The following is a 16,356-nucleotide window of genomic DNA, read 5'->3' as shown; positions in this document are numbered from 1 at the left end:
TCGGCTGCAGAAGAAAACTCAGGTGGAGACGACGCCTTCGACGGCTTCCAGTTCGAAAGCCGCTTTCATCAGCGCCTGGGTGTAGGCTTCGGCGGGGGCGTCAAAAATCTGCTCGGCGCTGCCCTGTTCCACCACCCGGCCGTCGCGCATGACGATGACCTCGTCGGCCAGGGCGCGGACGACCTTCAGGTCGTGGCTGATGAACATATAGGCCAGGTTGTGGCGTTGCTGCAACTCGCGCAGCAGGTCGACGATCTGCGCCTGTACCGACATGTCGAGGGCGGAGGTCGGCTCGTCCAGCACCACGAAGCGCGGTTTCAGCACCATGGCGCGGGCGACGGCGATGCGCTGGCGCTGCCCGCCCGAGAATTCGTGGGGATAGCGATGGCGGCTTTCGGGGTCCAGGCCCACTTCCTCCAGGGCCTCGACGATCATCGCCTCGCGCTCCGCCTCGTCGGCGCCCATGTTGTGGACCTTCAGGCCCTCGGCGACGATCTGGCCGACCGAGAGGCGCGGACTGAGCGAGCCGTAAGGATCCTGAAAGACGATCTGCATGGAGCGGCGCAGCGGGCGCAGTTCTTTCGAGCCCAGCCCCTGGATGGTCCTGCCGTCGAACTGGATGGCGCCCTGGGACGACAGCAGGCGCAGCAGCGCCAAGCCCAGGGTGGTCTTGCCGGAGCCGCTTTCGCCGACCACGCCCACGGTGTGGCCCTGGCGCACGGTGACGGAAATGCCGTCGACGGCGCGCACGTAGTCGACGGTGCGCTTCAGCACGCCCTTCTTGATCGGGAAGTAGACCTTCACGTCCTCGCCCTGCATCACCACCGGCGCGTCGGGCGCCGCGCCGATCGGCCGGCCTTTGGGTTCGGCGGCCAGCAGGCGCTGGGTATAGGGATGCTGCGCGTGCTCGAAGATCTGTTTTTCGTCGCCCTGTTCGACGATCTCGCCCTGGGTCATGACGCAGACCTTGTCGGCCATCTTGCGCACGATGCCCAGGTCGTGGGTGATCAGCAGCAGGGCCATGCCGAGCTTCTGCTGCAGCTCCTTCAAGAGCTTCAGGATCTGCGCCTGGATGGTGACGTCCAGGGCCGTGGTCGGCTCGTCGGCGATCAGCAGGTCCGGCTCGTTGGCCAGCGCCATGGCGATCATCACGCGCTGGCGCTGGCCGCCGGAAAGTTCGTGCGGAAAAGCCGAGAGGCGCTTGACCGCGTCGGGAATGCCGACCAGCTTCAAGAGTTCCAGGGTCCGCGCCCGCGCCTGGTCCTTGGACATGCCCTTGTGCAGGAACAGCGTCTCGTTGATCTGCTTTTCCACCGTGTGCAGTGGATTGAGCGAGGTCATGGGTTCCTGGAAGATCATCGAGATCTGATCGCCGCGCACCTGGCGCAGCTCGCGGGGCGTCGCTCCCATCAGCTCGCGGCCCTTGAACCGGACCGAGCTGCCTTTGGTGTGGGTTGCGGCGGGATAGGGCAGCAGCTGCAGGATCGACAGCGCGGTCACCGACTTGCCGGAGCCGCTCTCGCCCACCAGGGCCACGGTTTCGCCGCGGGCAATGTCGAGGGACACGTTCTTGACCGCGGCGACCTTGCCTTGCTCGCCCCGGAAGTTGACCCCCAGGCTGGCGATCTGCAGCAAGGGGGTGCTGCTCTCCATAGCGGTCCCGGTCATCACTCCGCTCCCATCCGCGCCGGACGAGGCGCCTCCGGCGCGCGCGAGTCGCCGGTGCTGTCCTCGGGTGGCGGCGCGGCGAAGAGCTTGCGCGGATCAAAGGCGTCGCGCACCGCCTCGCCGATAAAGATCAGCAGCGACAGCATGAGGCCGATAACGAAGAAGCCGGTGAGGCCCAGCCAGGGCGCCTGGATGTTGGCCTTGCCCTGGGCCAGCAGGTCGCCGAGCGAAGCCGAGCCCGGTGGCAGGCCGATACCGAGGAAGTCGAGGGAGGTCAGCACGGTGACCGAGCCGGCCAGGGTGAAGGGCATGAAAGTGAGGGTGGCCACCATGGCGTTGGGCAGGACGTGGCGGAACATGATCAGTCCGTTGCCGAGCCCCAGCGCCCGCGCGGCGCGCACGTAGTCCAGGTTGCGGGTCTTGAGAAACTCGGCCCGCACCACGCCGACGAAACCGATCCAGGAGAACAGGAGAAGGACCAGCAGCAGCCACCAGAAGTTCGGCTCGATCACCGAGGCGATGATGATGAGGATGTAGAGCTGCGGCATGGAGGACCAGATTTCTATGAAGCGCTGGGCGAGCAGGTCGATCCAGCCGCCGTAGAATCCCTGGATGGCTCCGGCCGAGACGCCGATGAGCGCCGACACGATGGTCAGCGTGAAACCGAAAAGCACCGAGATGCGGAAGCCGTAGATGGTGCGGGCGACGACGTCGCGGGCCTGGTCGTCGGTGCCCAGCCAGTGGACGGCGTCGGGCGGTGTCGGCGCCGGGGCGGGCAGGTTCCAGGCCACGGTACGGTGGTCGAAGCGCACGACCGGCCACAGCATCCAGCCCTTTTGATCGATCAGGTCCTGGACGTAGGGATCGGTATAGTCGGCTTCCGTCGGCAAGGTGCCGCCGAAGGTGGTCTCGGGATAGAAACGGAGAATCGGCGAATGAAGCTCGCCGTCGTAGACCACCAGGAAAGGCTTGTCGTTGGCGATGACCTCGGCGAAGAGGGTCACGACAAAGAGGACCAGGAAGACCCAGAAGGACCAGTAGCCGCGGCGGTTGGCCTTGAAGTTGGCGAGGCGGCGGCGGTTGATCGGCGAAAGGCGGAAGGCGAGGGCCATGCTTCAGGTCTCCCGCGTCTCGAAGTCGATCCGCGGATCGATCAGGGTGTAGGTCAGGTCCGTGACAAGGCCCATGAGCAGCCCGAAGAGAGTGAAGAAGTAGAGCGTGCCCAGCACGATGGGATAGTCGCGGTTGAACACGGCCTCGAAGCCCAGCAGCCCGAGGCCGTCGAGCGAGAAGATCACCTCGATCAGGACGTTGCCGGTGAACAGCAGGCCGATAAGGACTGCCGGAAAGCCCGACACCACGATCAGCATGGCGTTGCGGAAGACATGTCCATAGAGGACCCTCCGCTCCGCCAGGCCCTTGGCCCGGGCGGTGACGACATACTGCTGACCGATCTGGTCGAGGAAGGAGTTCTTGGTCAGCATGGTGAGGCCGGCGAAGCCGCCGATCGACAAGGCCAGGATCGGCAGCACCAGGTGCCAGAGATAGTCCAGCACCTTCTCGTAGAGGGGCAGAGTTTCCCAGCCCACGGAGGTCAGACCGCTAAGCGGAAAGAGGTCGAAATAGACGCCGCCGGCAAAGACGACGAGCAGCAGCACGGCAAAGAGGAAGCCCGGTATGGCCGTGGCAACCACCACCACGGCGGAGGTCCAGATGTCGAAGCGCGAGCCGTCGCGCACGGCCTTGGCCACGCCCAGGGGAATGGCAACGAGGTAGATGATCAGGACCGACCAGAGTCCCAAAGAGATCGACACCGGCATCTTGCTCAGCATCAGCTCGACCACCGACTGGTCGCGGAAGAAGGAATCGCCGAAGTCGAAGACCAGGTAGTTGCGCATCATCAGGAAGAAGCGCTCGTGCATCGGCTTGTCGAGCCCGAACTGCTTCTCCAGGTCGGCGATGAAAGCCGGGTCGAGCCCCTGGGCGCCGCGGTAGGTGCCGCGCGGGCCTTCCCCCGTTACCTGGGCGCCGCCGCCGGTTTGAGCCGAGATCTCCGAGCTGCCGCTGCGGGTTACGCGTTCTGTGATGGCGGCGCCCTCGCCGGTCAGCTCGGCGATGATCTGTTCGACCGGACCGCCGGGCAGGAACTGCAGGATCACGAAGTTGATCAGCATGATCACGAAGAGGGTCGGCACCAGAAGCACCAGGCGGCGAACGATGTAAGCGATCATGACTCGATCACCGCGGTTGCCTCTTTCCGGCGGCGGCCGCTGACCTTGATTGCGAACCAGGTTGCCGCGATCAGCACCAGGAAGAACGACAGTCCCAGAAGCTTGCGGGCGTCGAAGTCCGCCGTCTGCTGGCCGTCGTCGTCGATGGAGGTGCCGCCGCCGGGCAGGGCCGTGGCCAGGGCCTGTGCCTTGGCCTCGTCGTACCACCAGAAGGCGGTGGAGGTGCCGTTCTTGGGCGGTTCGGGCGGATAGTCGAACTTGTCCCAGTAGAGGATGCGGTCGCTCTGCAGGTGCCAGGCCGGGATCACGTAGAAGCCCCAGAGCAAGGCCCGATCGAGCGCCCGGGTGCGGTAGATCAGCTCCTCGCGGCTCGGCGCCTGGATTACGAGCTCGATCAGTTCGTCGATGACCGGATCGGTGATGCCCGCGAGATTGCGCGAGCCCGGCGATTCGGCGGCGGTGCTCGACCAGAAATCGCGCTGCTCGTTGCCCGGCGAGTCCGACTGTCCCCAGCCCCTGGAAATCATGTCGAAGTCCTTGGAGCGATAGCGATTGATGTACTGCGAGGAGTCCACCAGCCGCACCTTCATGTCGATGCCGATACGCCTCAGGTTGCGCGCCATGGGCAGCACGATGCGCTGGAAGTCGGTGCTGACCAGCAGGAACTCGAAGGCGAAGGGGCGTCCGGAATCGACGTTACGCAGCACGCCTTCGTCGTCGACCTTCCAGCCCGCCTCTCCCAGCAGCTTCAGGGCCTTGACCAGGTTTTCGCGCGGCCAGCCGCTGCCGTCGGTAACGGGGACGGAAAAGACTTCGGTGAAGACCTCCTCCGGCAGTTTGCCGCGATAGGGCGATAGAATCTCGAGCTCGCGGCCCTCGGGGAGCCCTCTGGAAGCCAGCTCGGAGTTCTCGAAGTAACTGTTGTTGCGGGTGTACTGCCCGAAGAAGAGGGTCGGATTGGTCCACTCGAAATCGAAGGCGTAGCTCAACGCCTCGCGCACCTTGGGGTCCTTGAACAGGGTCCGGCGCGTATTGAAGATGAAGGCCTGCATCCCCGTAGGCCGCTGATGGGGAAAGGCGACCTTCTTCAGCCAGCCCTTGCGTACCGCCGGAATGTCGTAGTCCAGCGCCCAGGCCTTGGCTTGGGTTTCCTGGTGGTAGTCCAGCGCGCCGGATTTGAGCGCCTGACGGATCACCGTCGCGTCGCGGAAAAAGCTGGTCCGGATGCGGTGGAAATTGTCCTGGCCGCGGTTGACCGGCAGATCCCTTGCCCAATAGTCCTCGACCCTTTCCCGCACCACGAAGCGCCCCGGTTCCCATTCGACGATGCGATAGGGGCCGGAGGTCAGCGGCGGTTCCAGGGTGGTGCTTTCGAAGTCGCGGTCCTCCCAGTAGTGCTTGGGCAGGATCGGCAACTGACCGGCAATCAGCGGCAGTTCGCGGTTCTCCTTCTCCGCGAAGGTGAATTTCACGGACCGCTGCCCGACTTTTTCCGCGCGCTCGATCGATCCGTAGTAGAAGCGATAGAACGGCTGGCCCTTCTCCTTGAGCATCTGGAGGGAAAAGATCACGTCTTCCGGCGTGACGGGCTCGCCGTCGTGCCAGCGTGCCTCCGGCCTCAGATGGAAGATCACCCAGGAGCGGTCTTCCGGCCACTCCAGCGTTTCGCAAATCAGGCAGTATTCGGTGAAAGCTTCGTCGAAGCTGCCTATCAGCAGAGTGTCGCCTCCGGGGGAAACGGCCCTGCCTTTGGATATCCAAGGATTGAAGGAATCGAAGGTCCCTTCCGCGGCGGTGTGGATGGCGCCACCCTTGGGCGCGTCCGGGTTCACGTAGTCGAAGTGCTGGAAGTCCGCCGGATATTTCGGCTCGCCGTGCATGGCGATGGCGTGGGATCTGTAGACCTTCTGTTCCTGGGCCGGTTCCTGGGCGGCGGCCGGGGCGGCGGCCCAGGGAGCGGCAAGGATCGCCGACAGCGCCGTGGCGACGGCGCAGCTCGCAAGGATTTGGCGCAAAGGCGGCATCACTTCCAATAGCTGGACCCTGTTCGTCCCCGACTTGGTTACGGCCCGGGTTTCCCCCGGTGTCACGTTCGGGATTCTTGCCCCAATTCTAGACGGAACTGGCGGGCGAATCCGCAGATAACAAGCCTCCTCGCTGAGAAGTTATGGCGAATCAGGCGCTTTGCAGCAAGGAAATCGCTTGGTCGTGGCAGCGCCGGTCGCCGGCGCAGAGCACCCGCCCGTCGGTTTCCAGGCTGGTCGGGCGGCCCTGCCAGTCGGTCATGATGCCGCCGGCGCCGGTGATGATGGGGGCGTGGGCCAGGTGGTCGTAGGGCGCCAGGTCCGCCTCGACGACGATGTCGCTGAAACCGCTGGCCAGCAGGCCGTAGTTGAAGCAGTCGCCGCCGTAGAGGGTCAGCTTGGCGGCCCGGCGCAGGCGGTCGAAGGCCGGGGCGTCGGCGCCCGCGAACATCTCGGGCGCGGTGGCCAGCACCGTGGCCGAGCCAAGGCCGGCGCAGGGGCGCACCCGGGCCTCCCGCGCGCCCTTGCGGTCGGTGAAGGTGGTGGCGTGGCCGCTGGCGCCCAGCCAGCGCTCCTCCAGGATCGGCATGTCGATGAGGCCCAGGATCGGCCGGCCGCCCTGCAGCAGGGCGACGAGGCAACCGAAGAGGGGGTTGCCGGTGATGAAGCGCTTGGTGCCGTCGATGGGGTCCAGCACCCAGACGAACTCGGCCTGCGGGTTCTCGACGCCGAACTCCTCGCCGTGGATGCCGTGGTCCGGGTGGGCGGCGGCGATGAGCTCGCGCATCGCCGTCTCGGCCTCGCGGTCGGCCCGGGTTACCGGGCTTTCGTCGGCCTTGTCCTCGACCGGCAGATCTTCACGGAAGTGACGTTGGGCGACGGCACGCGCGGCCACGGCCAAACGGCCGGCGAGATCCAGGAATTCCTCGGGGCAATGCTGGGCGCTCACCGGGGTCGCCGCGCTCGCAAGGAGCTGCGCGCTCCTCGTCCTACTCGGGCAGCGGGGCCGGATTGCCGCTCAGGGTGCGCAGCCAGGCCACGAGATCGGCCCGGTCGCCCGCTTTCTTCAGGCCGGCGAAGGACATCTTGGTGCCCGGGGCGAAGTCCTTCGGCTTGGCCAGGAAGGCGTTCAGGTGCTCGTAGGTCCAGGTCTCGCCCGACATCCCGGCCAGGTCGTCGGAATAGCCGAAGCCCTCATGCGTGCCGATCGGCCGGTTCACCAGGTCGTAGAGGTTCGGGCCCACCTTGTTGGGGCCGCCTTCGTCGAAGGAATGGCAGGCGGTGCACTTCTTGGCCACCTTCTCGCCGGCGGCCGGATCGGCGGCGGCCAGCAGCGGAACGATGGGCTCCAGGCTCGGGCCTTCGTCGGCCGGCGCGGCTTCGGCGGGGCCGCCCTCGCTGACCGCGACCACGTAGGAATTCTCTTCCAGCTCCACTTGGGGGTGGTAGAGCAATTCGGCCACGAAGCCGGAGAGCATGGCGACAACGCCGGCCGTCAGGACGGCGGCGGCGATCTTATTCGATTCCAACGACGAAGCCATTGATAAGCCCTTGCATCCCTTCTGAACTGCGCCGGACAATAGCGGCGCGAGACTGCGCTTTCAATAGTCCCTCCGGCTGGCCCCTGCAAGGCCCAGGATCGGAGTTGCGCCGGCGGGTCCGCTTCGCAAAACCGGCGGTTTCTTGCTTCGCGGCGCGAAAAGTCGGTTTCTTTTCCCGCTTTCCCGGCCCTAAGCTGCGCCGGCCGGCCCCCGCAGGCGTCAACCGCCGCGGCCAGCGGTCCGGCGCCCGAACCACTTGCTCCTTCTTTGTCCTGTTCCGAAGCTGCCGATGACCGCTGTCCCGCAAGACCCCAAGACCCTCCCAACGAACCCGATCGTCATGATTCCGGCGCGTCTCGCCTCGACGCGGCTGCCCGACAAACCCCTGGCCGACATCGGCGGCGCGCCCATGATCGTCCATGTCTGGCGCCGGGCCATGGAGGCGGACGTGGGCCCGGTGGTGGTGGCCTGCGCCGAGGAGGCCATCGCCGAGGCGGTGAGCGCCGCCGGCGGGCGGGCGGTGTTGACCGATCCGGCCCACGCCAGCGGCTCCGACCGCATCTTCGAGGCCCTGCGGCAAGTCGATCCCGAAGGCCGCCACGACGCGGTGGTCAACCTGCAGGGCGACCTGCCGACCCTGGACCCGGCGCTGGTGCGAGCGGTGCTGCGGCCCCTGGCCGAGGGGCCGGCGGACGTCGCCACCCTGGTGGTGGAGATCACGGAACCCGAGGAGCGCAGCAATCCCAACGTAGTGAAAGCGGCGGTCAGCTTCGCGGAGGGTGCCGCAAGCGCCCGGGCGCTCTACTTCAGCCGCTGCCCGGTGCCCTGGGACGGCGGCGACGCCGGCCTGCCGCTCTACCACCACATCGGCATCTACGCTTACCGGCGCCCGGCGCTGGAACGCTTCGTCGCCCTGCCGCCCTCGCCGTTGGAGCTGCGCGAGAAGCTGGAGCAGCTGCGCGCCCTGGAGGCGGGGATGCGCATCGACGCGGCCCGCGTTGACACCCTTCCCCTGGGTGTCGATACTCCCGCCGACCTGGAGCGGGCGCGGGCCTTGCTGGCGACCGCTTAGGGTCTGTTTTCCTTGAATTTTCCGGGATGCCCGCAGGCATCCGCCGGATCCGCGACAGAGAAGGCCGCACCCTATGTCAGAGGCCACCAAGCAGGCGGCGTCAGAGAACGTCATTGCCTTTCAGGGCGTCCCCGGCGCCTATTCCGACATGGCCTGCCGGGCCGCCATGCCCGAGATGACCACCCTGCCCTGCGCCTCCTTCGAGGATACCTTCGCGGCCGTGACCTCCGGGCGCGCGCGCTATGCCATGATCCCGATCGAGAACTCCAGCGCCGGGCGCGTGGCGGACATCCACCACCTGCTGCCGGGCTCGGGCCTCCATATCATCGGCGAGCACTTCCAGAAGGTCGAGCACCAGCTCCTGGCGCCCCAGGGCGCCACCATGGACAGCATCGAGACGGTGCACAGCCATGTGCAGGCGCTTTCCCAGTGCCGCGAATACACCCGCCGCCAGGGGATGAAGCCGGTGGTTCACGCCGACACCGCCGGCGCCGCCAAGGAAGTGGCCGAACTGGGCGACCCGAGCCGCGCGGCCGTCGCCTCGGCCCTGGCCGGGGAGATCTACGGCCTGCAGGTGCTGGACGCCAACGTCCAGGACATCCCGCACAACACCACGCGCTTCATCATCATGTCGAAGGAGCCGATCGACCCGCCCCACGACGGCACGCCGGTGATCACCACCTTCGTGTTTCGCGTGCGCTCGGTGCCGGCGGCGCTCTACAAGGCGCTGGGCGGCTTCGCCACCAACGGAGTCAACATCACCAAGCTGGAAAGCTACATCATCGACGGCAGCTTCACGGTGGCTCAGTTCTACGCCGACATCGAGGGCCACCCGGAAGACCGTATGGTGCGTTTGGCCCTGGAGGAACTCAGCTTCTTCTCCCGCGAGGTGAAGATCCTCGGCGTCTATCCGGCCAACGACTTCCGCGGCACCGTCAACGGCGACGACTGACGCAGTTCCTGCTTCCACATAGTCAACCGTCATGCTCGGGCTTGTCCCGAGCATCCAGGGCAGGCGATGTGGCGTTTGCCCCTGGACCCTCGGCACAAGGCCGAGGGTGACGACCGAGGTGGCGCCTAACCTTCTTCCAGCCAGTCCTCGATCAGGCGGCGAGCGATGGAATCGCGCCGCGGCAGCTTGAAGGTCTCGTCCTCGGGAGAATTCAGCAGGTCCTCGCGGCTGTACCACCCGGCACTCTCGATCTCCTCGGGGGCCAGGCGCAGCGCTCCGCGGTCGGCGCGGGCGTGGAAGCCCAGCATGATGGAGGAGGGAAAAGGCCAGGGCTGGGACGAGTGGTAATCGATGTCCGCCACGGCGACCTTCAGGCCGACCTCTTCCCAGATCTCGCGGGCGACGGCTTCCTCCAGGCTCTCGCCCGGTTCGACGAAACCGGCCAGGGTGGAGTGCATGCCCGGCGGCCAGACCGCCTGACGGCCCAGCAGGCAGCGGCCGGCGCCGTCGTGGACCAGCATGATCACCGCCGGGTCGGTGCGCGGAAAGTGCACGGCATTGCACCGGGGATCGGAGCAGCGGCGCTGGTGGCCGCCCTTCTCGCTGACCGTCGGCGCGCCGCAGACTCCGCAGAAGCCGTGGCGCGCGTGCCAGTGGGCGAGGCCGCGGGCATAGGCCAGGATGGCGCTCTCCTCGCGGTCCATGATCGGACCGACCTGGCGCAGGTCGCGGAAGGCCGCGGCGGCGCCGCCCAGCGGCTCGACCTCGGGTTCCTCAAGGTGCGACAGATCGACGGCCAGGTAGACGGTTTCCTCCCGCAGGCCCAGGAAGACCGGGGTCCCGGCGGTCTCAATCAGGGCCTCGATCTCGGCGCGCTCCAGCCACACCGCCTCGGCGTCGCCGGCGACGAGATGCAGACTGCGCCACAGCGGAACCACCCGGGCGTGCGGATCGGCCAGCAGTCCGGCCAGCCGCTCGGTGTCGCCGCGCAGATGGTCCGCGCGGTCCAGCGGCACTCCGGCGTAGAAGTTGATCCTGGTGGGCTTGAGAGGGGGCATGGCGGCCAAGTTGGCACGGTCCCGACGCGGCGGCAATCGCGATGTCCGCCCGCCCTTGGACCCGCTGGACAAACCCGAGGATGACAAGAGGAGAAGGCGGCCGGGGGCGGTCGCGCACCCCGCGCTTCCCGACCCGCGTAGTTGTCGGTGACGGCCCGATGAGTCAGGCTTCCAGAAAGCGGAAGGAAAGTGCATGCGAAGACGCCAGGTCCTGAAACTGCTGGGCGGCGGCACGGCGGGCCTCGGGCTCGGGACTCTCGGCGCCATCCCCGCCGCGCGGGCTTGCGACCTGTTCCCCAGGCAGCACGCTTGGCGTTTCCTGGTGCTGCGTCACGGCAACGTGATCGGCGAACATCTCTTCACTTTTTCGCGCCGCCCTTCGAAAGGGGGCGGCGATTTCGTGGTCGAGGTCGCCATCGACATCGCCGTCGACCTGTTGGGCGTCACCCTCTTCCGCTTTACCCACCGCGCCGAGGAAGTCTGGCGCGAGGGCTGGCTGCACTCCCTGATCTCCGCCACCGACGACGACGGCGCCCTCTGGCGGCTGGAGTCGCAGCGCCGCGACGGCGCCCTGCGCGGCAAGGTCAACGACGTTCCCTTCGACGTCTCCGGCTTCGTCGTTCCGGCCAGCCTCTGGCACCGCGACACGCCCAGGACCCAGGCCCTGTTCGGCACCATCGACGGGCGGGTGAAGGTGGTGCGCAGCGAGGCCCTGGGCGAGGAAGCGGTCAAGGTTGGCGGGGACCGGGTCCAGGCCCGCCATTACCGCCTGACCGGGCAACTGGAGCGCGACATCTGGTACGGTCCGGACTGCGGCCTGGCCCGCGTGGCTTTTCCGGCCCGCGATGGCTCGCTCATCACCCTCGAGCGCCAGTAGGAGGGGGCGGGAAACCCCGGAATTCCGCCGAAAATTCTTTTCATGGGGAATCCGGGGGGAGGTCTTGTGCCGGAGGCTCCGATACCCGATATTGGGGACGGGAGGTTGGCGGCGGACGGACCACTCGCCAACCCGGTCAGGTCCGGAAGGAAGCAGCCGTAACGAGATTCCGGTCCGGGTCGCTGTTCCAATCTCCCACCTGATCCGCCGCCCTCCTAGGATCTCTCTCCCGACCCTGTTTTCCCCAGCCATACGGCCGCACCGTCTTTGCCTCGGCGTCTTTGCCGGATAGACTGCCTGCCATGAGCGAAGCCCCCAGCGAAAGTGATCCCAAGGGCCTCCCCGAGAGTCAGGGGGGCGAGAAGAACGGGGGCGAGAGCCTCTACCGGGTGCTGGCGCGCAAGTACCGCCCCTCGACCTTCGCGGACCTGGTGGGCCAGGAAGCCCTGGTCCGCACCCTCACCAACGCCATCGACACCGGCCGCCTGGCGCACGCCTTCATCCTCACCGGCGTGCGCGGCGTCGGCAAGACGACCACGGCGCGGATCATCGCACGGGCGCTGAACTGCGTCGGGCCGGACGGCCAGGGCGGGCCGACGCCGGAGCCCTGCGGCGTCTGCGCGCAGTGCACCGCCATCGCCCAGGACCGCCACGTCGACGTCATGGAGATGGACGCAGCCAGCCGGACCGGCGTCGCCGACATCCGCGAGCTGATCGAGGGCGTGCGCTACCGCCCGGTGCAGGCGCGCTACAAGATCTACATCATCGACGAAGTGCACATGCTCTCCAACAGCGCCTTCAACGCCTTGTTGAAGACCTTGGAGGAGCCGCCGGAGCACGTGGTCTTCATCTTCGCGACGACGGAAATCCGCAAGGTTCCGGTGACGGTGCTGTCGCGCTGCCAGCGCTTCGACCTGCGCCGCCTGACCCAGGACGATCTGCAGGGTCTCTTCTCGCGCATCGTCGAGAAGGAAGGCGTCACGGTGGAGCCCGAGGCCCTGGCGATGATCGCGCGGGCCGCCGACGGCTCGGCGCGCGACGGCCTCTCCCTTCTGGACCAGGCCATTGCCCTGGGCGGCGGCACCGTGGTCGAGGCCGGGCAGGTCCAGGGCATGCTGGGCCTCGCCGACCGGGCGCGCATCTTCGACCTCTTCGGCAGCCTGGTTGCCGGCAAGGTGCCGGAGAGCCTGGATATCCTGGGTGATCTCTACGCCGCCGGGGCCGATCCCGCCGTGGTCATGCAGGACTTGCTGGAACTGGCGCACTTCCTGACGCGGGCCAAGCTGGTGCCGCAGACCCTGGAGGCGCCGGGCCAGCCGGAGACCGAGCGCCTGCGCGGGCGCGAGCTCTCGGAGAAAATGAGCCTCGCTTCCCTGGCAAGGCTCTGGCAGATGCTGCTGAAAGGGCTGGGCGAGGTGCAGAGCGCGCCGGTGCCGCTGCAGGCCGCCGAGATGGCGCTGATCCGCCTGGCCTACGTCAGCGACCTGCCGACGCCGGGCGAGTTGGTGGAGCGCCTGAGCGGCGCCGCGGCTTCGGCGCCGGCCTCCGGCCCCGCGCAGAGCGCGGCGCCGGCCCCGGGTAATGGAGGCGCGCCGGTCGAGGCGCGCGCCGGATATGAAATGAGCGGGCCCGCCCCCACGGACAGCGGGCCGCGGGCCGCTCTGGCGCGGGCGCTGCCCGAGGGTTTGCCCCAGGGCTTGCCCGACGAACTGCCCGATGAGTTGGTCGTGCCGCGCTACGAACCCCTGGAGGAACCGCCGGCACCGGCCGCGCAGGCGTCGGAGACGCCGCAGCCGCGCGGTTTCGCGGAGGCCGTGGCCCTGGTGCGCGACAGCGGCGAAAGCATCCTCGCCAACCACCTGATGAACGACGTCCACCTGGTGCGCTTCGTGCCGGGGCGCATCGAAATGCGCGTGACCGAAGCGGCGCCGCCCAATCTGGCGCCCCGCTTCGGGGCGGTGCTGGAAAAGGCCTGCGGCAACCGCTGGGTCATTACCATCTCTCAGGAGGCGGGCGATGCCACCCTGCGCGAGCAGCAGAACGCCGCGGAGGCCGAGAAGCGCGCCGCGGTGATGCGGCACCCGCTTGTGCAGGCGGTGATCGAAAACTTTCCCGACGCCAAACTGGTGGCCCGCCGTGACAGAGTCGAAGCGGAGCGGGCCGAGGCGGCGCCGGGCGACAAGACAGATTCTGATAGAGGAGCAGACGAGGGATGAAGAACCTGGGCCAGATGATGAAGCAGGCGCAGGCGATGCAGGCCAAGATGGCCGAGATGCAGGAAAAGCTGGGACAGCTCGAAGTTTCCGGCCAGGCCGGCGCCGGCATGGTGACGGCCACCCTGAACGGCAAGTCGGAGCTGCGCGGGCTGAAGATCGATCCCGCGCTGGTCGACCCGAACGAGGTGGAAGTCCTGGAAGACCTGATCGTCGCCGCCGTCAACGACGCCAAGGCCAAGGTGGAGGTCAAGGTCGCCGAGGAGATGCGGCAGGTCACCGGCGGCCTGGATCTGCCGGCCGGTATGAAGCTGCCCTTCTGATCCGCCCCCGACGCCTCCCCGCCGTCATGATCGCCCCAAGATGATTGCCTCTCGATGATCGCTGGCGACCTCGAACGTCTCATCCAACTGCTGTCGCGCCTGCCGGGGCTCGGCCCGCGTTCGGCGCGGCGCGCCGTCCTGCACCTGATGAAGAAGCGCGAGGCGCTGATGCTGCCGCTGGCCGAGGCCATGGCCCGGGCCGCGGAGTCGGTGACGCTCTGCTCGGTCTGCGGCAGCCTGGACAGCCAGGACCCCTGCGGCATCTGCCGCGACCCCAGGCGCGACCCCAAGCTGCTCTGCGTGGTGGAGGAGGTGGCCGACCTCTGGGCGTTGGAGCGCTCCGGCGCCTTCAAAGGGGCCTACCACGTGCTGGGCGGCACTCTCTCGGCCATCGACGGGCGCGGGCCGGAACAGCTCAACATGGGCCGGCTGCTGGAGCGCGCGACCGGGCAGGAGAGCGCGGTGGAGGAAGTCATCCTGGCGCTTTCGGCCACCGTCGACGGCCAGACCACGGCGCATTACATTTCCGAGCGCCTGGCCGGCGGCGGGGGAGGCAGGCGCGGCGTCAAGGTGTCCCGCCTGGCCCACGGCGTGCCGGTGGGCGGCGAGCTGGACTATCTGGACGACGGCACCCTGACGGCGGCCTTGAAGGCGCGCCGCCCGGCCTGACCGCCCTTCCCGTGGCCACGCCGACACCACGTTCTCGCCGCAATCCTGGGGCAGGATGCGCCCGACACGTCGATGAATGCCGCCGAGCAGCCCGCTACAGGAGATCCGGCCTATGCTTTCCCCCCGCCTGCAAGCCTCAGCCCTCGTTGTGACCTTGATGGCCGCGCTGCCGTCCTGGGCCGCCGCCCAGGAAGTTCCGGTGACGGCGGAGAGCCGCCGGGCGCTGACCTTGACGGTCTACAACCAGAACCTCGGCTTGGTGAGCGAAAGCCGGCGGGTCGACCTGCCGGCCGGCGAGAGCCTGCTGGCCATCGAGGACGTACCGCGGCAGTTGCAGCCGGAAACCGTGCTGCTGGCCGCGCCGGGCCTGCAGGTCATCGAGCAGAGCCTGGCCGCCGATCTGCTGACGCCGCAGCGCCTGCTGGAGGCCTCCCTGGGGCAGAAGGTGCAGTTCATCCGCATCCACCCGGAAACCGGAGAAGACATCGTGGAGGAGGGCCGGGTGCTGTCGCTGGCCAACGGCATGGTGCTGCAGTTCGGTGACCGCATCGAGATCAGCCCGCCGGGCCGCATCGCCTTCAACGGGCTGCCGGCGGGCCTGCGCAGTGAACCGGCATTGCTGGCCCGCGTGTTTCCCGGCCAGGCCGGGCCCAGCGACCTGCAGATCGATTACCTGACCGGCGGTCTTTCCTGGCGCGCCGACTACGTGGCGCGGCTGAATGCCGCCTCCGACCGTCTCGACCTCCAGGCCCTGGTCACCCTTACCAACGCCACCGACAGCAATTTCGACGGCGCGACCCTGCGCCTGGTGGCGGGCGAGGTCAATCAGGCCGTCTCCGCGCCGCGCCCGATGCTGGGGGCCATGGCGATGCAGGAAGCCGACGTCGCCCGCATGGCGCCGGCGCCGGCGATGTCGAAGGCCGTGGCCGCCGCCGACCGTTACGTCTACGCCCTGCAGCGCCCGGTGACCCTGCGGCGCGGCGAGACCAAGCAGATCCCGCTGATGAGCGCACAGAACGTAAAGGTCCTCCGCGAATTCCGCTTCGAAGGGTTGGTCAACGGTCATCCGCAGATGGAGGAGATCGGTCCGGTGAACGCCGCCCTGATCCTGGAACTGGAAAACGATCCCGATCTCGGCCTGGGCGCGCCGCTGCCCGCCGGCACCGTGCGCGTCTATGGGCCGGCCCAAAGCGGCGCGCGGGGCGCCTCGGGGACCGGCGTCGATGCGACCCTCTTCCTCGGCGCCGACAGCCTCGACCACACGCCGGAGGGCGAGAAGGCCCGGCTCGGCCTCGGCGAGGCCTTCGACGTCACCGCCCGGGCCAAGCGCACGGTCTTCGAGCGGCTGTCCGACCGCAGCTACGAGAGCGGCCAGCAGGTGACGGTGAAGAACGCCAAGGACGAGCCGGTGGAGGTGGTCCTGGCCGGGCAGATGCCCCAGGGCTGGCGGATGCTGGAGCAGAGCGCCGAGCACGAGCAGGACAGCGCCAACCGCCTCTCCTGGCGGCTCACCGTGCCCGCCGGCGGCGAGGCGACGCTCACCTACCGCATCCGGGTAGCGAACTAAGAATTAGGCAAAATCGAGTTAATTAAAGCAGCGACCATGGCCGGAATCCGCAAAATTCTGCCGATTTCAGTAATTAACTCGATTTAGCTTAACTTGGAGTCCTCGACATTTCCTGCCGTCACCCTCGGGCTTGACCCGAGGGTCCATGGTGGTAGCGAGTT

General features: G+C 67.7%; 14 protein-coding genes and 1 other RNA gene. 8 read left to right on the top strand and 7 right to left on the bottom strand.

Annotated elements, in window-relative coordinates; translation table 11 throughout:
* Nucleotides 1-18: 18 nt before the first annotated feature.
* From AAFN88_RS01765 to AAFN88_RS01740, 6 genes are all read right to left on the bottom strand, one after another.
* Nucleotides 19-1,668 (bottom strand): ABC transporter ATP-binding protein, encoded by a 1,650-nt coding sequence (locus AAFN88_RS01765; RefSeq protein ID WP_347517786.1) that lies wholly within the window; start codon nt 1,666-1,668, stop codon nt 19-21.
* Nucleotides 1,668-2,780, bottom strand: a complete 1,113-nt coding sequence (locus AAFN88_RS01760) for an ABC transporter permease (RefSeq protein WP_347517785.1) — start codon at nt 2,778-2,780, stop codon at nt 1,668-1,670. Before AAFN88_RS01760 ends, AAFN88_RS01765 begins: the two co-directional genes overlap by 1 nt.
* Before the next feature lie 3 nt (nt 2,781-2,783).
* A complete protein-coding gene (locus tag AAFN88_RS01755) occupies nt 2,784-3,899 on the bottom strand; it encodes a microcin C ABC transporter permease YejB (RefSeq protein WP_347517784.1) in 1,116 nt (371 codons plus the stop codon).
* A complete protein-coding gene (locus AAFN88_RS01750; RefSeq protein ID WP_347517783.1) occupies nt 3,896-5,914 on the bottom strand; it encodes an extracellular solute-binding protein in 2,019 nt (672 codons plus the stop codon). The genes AAFN88_RS01755 and AAFN88_RS01750 overlap by 4 nt, the downstream gene beginning before the upstream one ends.
* 160 nt (nt 5,915-6,074) lie before the next feature.
* The gene (hisN, locus tag AAFN88_RS01745) at nt 6,075-6,872 is read right to left on the bottom strand and encodes a histidinol-phosphatase (RefSeq protein WP_347517782.1); all 798 of its coding nucleotides are present in this window, start codon (nt 6,870-6,872) and stop codon (nt 6,075-6,077) included.
* 40 nt (nt 6,873-6,912) lie between these two features.
* Nucleotides 6,913-7,464, bottom strand: coding sequence for a cytochrome c family protein (locus tag AAFN88_RS01740; protein ID WP_347517781.1), 552 nt, complete (start codon nt 7,462-7,464; stop codon nt 6,913-6,915).
* Nucleotides 7,465-7,753: 289 nt separating this feature from the next.
* Between AAFN88_RS01740 and AAFN88_RS01735 the strand changes: the two genes are divergently transcribed.
* Entirely contained in the window at nt 7,754-8,536 is a 783-nt protein-coding gene (locus AAFN88_RS01735; RefSeq protein WP_347517780.1) for a 3-deoxy-manno-octulosonate cytidylyltransferase, read from the top strand.
* Between the two features lie 73 nt (nt 8,537-8,609).
* Nucleotides 8,610-9,488: a prephenate dehydratase gene (locus tag AAFN88_RS01730; protein WP_347517779.1), complete on the top strand. Its 879-nt coding sequence runs from the start codon at nt 8,610-8,612 to the stop codon at nt 9,486-9,488.
* A 125-nt stretch (nt 9,489-9,613) separates the two neighbouring features.
* Here the strand turns inward: AAFN88_RS01730 and nudC are convergent, their stop codons facing one another.
* On the bottom strand, nt 9,614-10,546 hold the full coding sequence (nudC, locus tag AAFN88_RS01725) for an NAD(+) diphosphatase (RefSeq protein ID WP_347517778.1): 933 nt from the start codon (nt 10,544-10,546) through the stop codon (nt 9,614-9,616).
* Between the two features lie 193 nt (nt 10,547-10,739).
* Between nudC and AAFN88_RS01720 the strand changes: the two genes are divergently transcribed.
* The 6 genes from AAFN88_RS01720 (at nt 10,740) to AAFN88_RS01695 (ending at nt 16,195) form a co-directional block, all read left to right on the top strand.
* Nucleotides 10,740-11,423: a DUF6134 family protein gene (locus AAFN88_RS01720; RefSeq protein ID WP_347517777.1), complete on the top strand. Its 684-nt coding sequence runs from the start codon at nt 10,740-10,742 to the stop codon at nt 11,421-11,423.
* Nucleotides 11,424-11,523: 100 nt separating this feature from the next.
* Nucleotides 11,524-11,622: signal recognition particle sRNA small type (gene ffs / locus AAFN88_RS01715), an RNA gene on the top strand.
* A 103-nt stretch (nt 11,623-11,725) separates the two neighbouring features.
* The gene (locus tag AAFN88_RS01710) at nt 11,726-13,639 is read left to right on the top strand and encodes a DNA polymerase III subunit gamma/tau (RefSeq protein ID WP_347517776.1); all 1,914 of its coding nucleotides are present in this window, start codon (nt 11,726-11,728) and stop codon (nt 13,637-13,639) included.
* Entirely contained in the window at nt 13,636-13,959 is a 324-nt protein-coding gene (locus AAFN88_RS01705; protein ID WP_347517775.1) for a YbaB/EbfC family nucleoid-associated protein, read from the top strand. The genes AAFN88_RS01710 and AAFN88_RS01705 overlap by 4 nt, the downstream gene beginning before the upstream one ends.
* A gap of 54 nt (nt 13,960-14,013) precedes the next feature.
* Entirely contained in the window at nt 14,014-14,628 is a 615-nt protein-coding gene (gene recR / locus AAFN88_RS01700; RefSeq protein ID WP_347517774.1) for a recombination mediator RecR, read from the top strand.
* Nucleotides 14,629-14,740: 112 nt separating this feature from the next.
* On the top strand, nt 14,741-16,195 hold the full coding sequence (locus AAFN88_RS01695; protein ID WP_347517773.1) for a DUF4139 domain-containing protein: 1,455 nt from the start codon (nt 14,741-14,743) through the stop codon (nt 16,193-16,195).
* The last annotated feature ends 161 nt before the right edge of the window (nt 16,196-16,356 follow it).

This window comes from Pelagibius sp. CAU 1746, assembly GCF_039839785.1.
Lineage (GTDB): Bacteria > Pseudomonadota > Alphaproteobacteria > Kiloniellales > Kiloniellaceae > Pelagibius.
Note: the sequence above shows the minus strand (reverse complement) of the source record. Positions and strands in the feature narration are given on the sequence as shown.

Coding starts and splice junctions, on each gene's coding strand:
- AAFN88_RS01695 (WP_347517773.1), top strand. CDS start 14,741: ATGCTTTCCCCCCGCCTGCAAGCCTCAGCCCTCGTTGTGACCTTGATG.
- AAFN88_RS01730 (WP_347517779.1), top strand. CDS start 8,610: ATGTCAGAGGCCACCAAGCAGGCGGCGTCAGAGAACGTCATTGCCTTT.
- AAFN88_RS01710 (WP_347517776.1), top strand. CDS start 11,726: ATGAGCGAAGCCCCCAGCGAAAGTGATCCCAAGGGCCTCCCCGAGAGT.
- AAFN88_RS01760 (WP_347517785.1), bottom strand. CDS start 2,780: ATGGCCCTCGCCTTCCGCCTTTCGCCGATCAACCGCCGCCGCCTCGCC.
- AAFN88_RS01755 (WP_347517784.1), bottom strand. CDS start 3,899: ATGATCGCTTACATCGTTCGCCGCCTGGTGCTTCTGGTGCCGACCCTC.
- AAFN88_RS01720 (WP_347517777.1), top strand. CDS start 10,740: ATGCGAAGACGCCAGGTCCTGAAACTGCTGGGCGGCGGCACGGCGGGC.
- AAFN88_RS01735 (WP_347517780.1), top strand. CDS start 7,754: ATGACCGCTGTCCCGCAAGACCCCAAGACCCTCCCAACGAACCCGATC.
- recR (WP_347517774.1), top strand. CDS start 14,014: ATGATCGCTGGCGACCTCGAACGTCTCATCCAACTGCTGTCGCGCCTG.
- AAFN88_RS01740 (WP_347517781.1), bottom strand. CDS start 7,464: ATGGCTTCGTCGTTGGAATCGAATAAGATCGCCGCCGCCGTCCTGACG.
- AAFN88_RS01705 (WP_347517775.1), top strand. CDS start 13,636: ATGAAGAACCTGGGCCAGATGATGAAGCAGGCGCAGGCGATGCAGGCC.
- nudC (WP_347517778.1), bottom strand. CDS start 10,546: ATGCCCCCTCTCAAGCCCACCAGGATCAACTTCTACGCCGGAGTGCCG.
- AAFN88_RS01765 (WP_347517786.1), bottom strand. CDS start 1,668: ATGACCGGGACCGCTATGGAGAGCAGCACCCCCTTGCTGCAGATCGCC.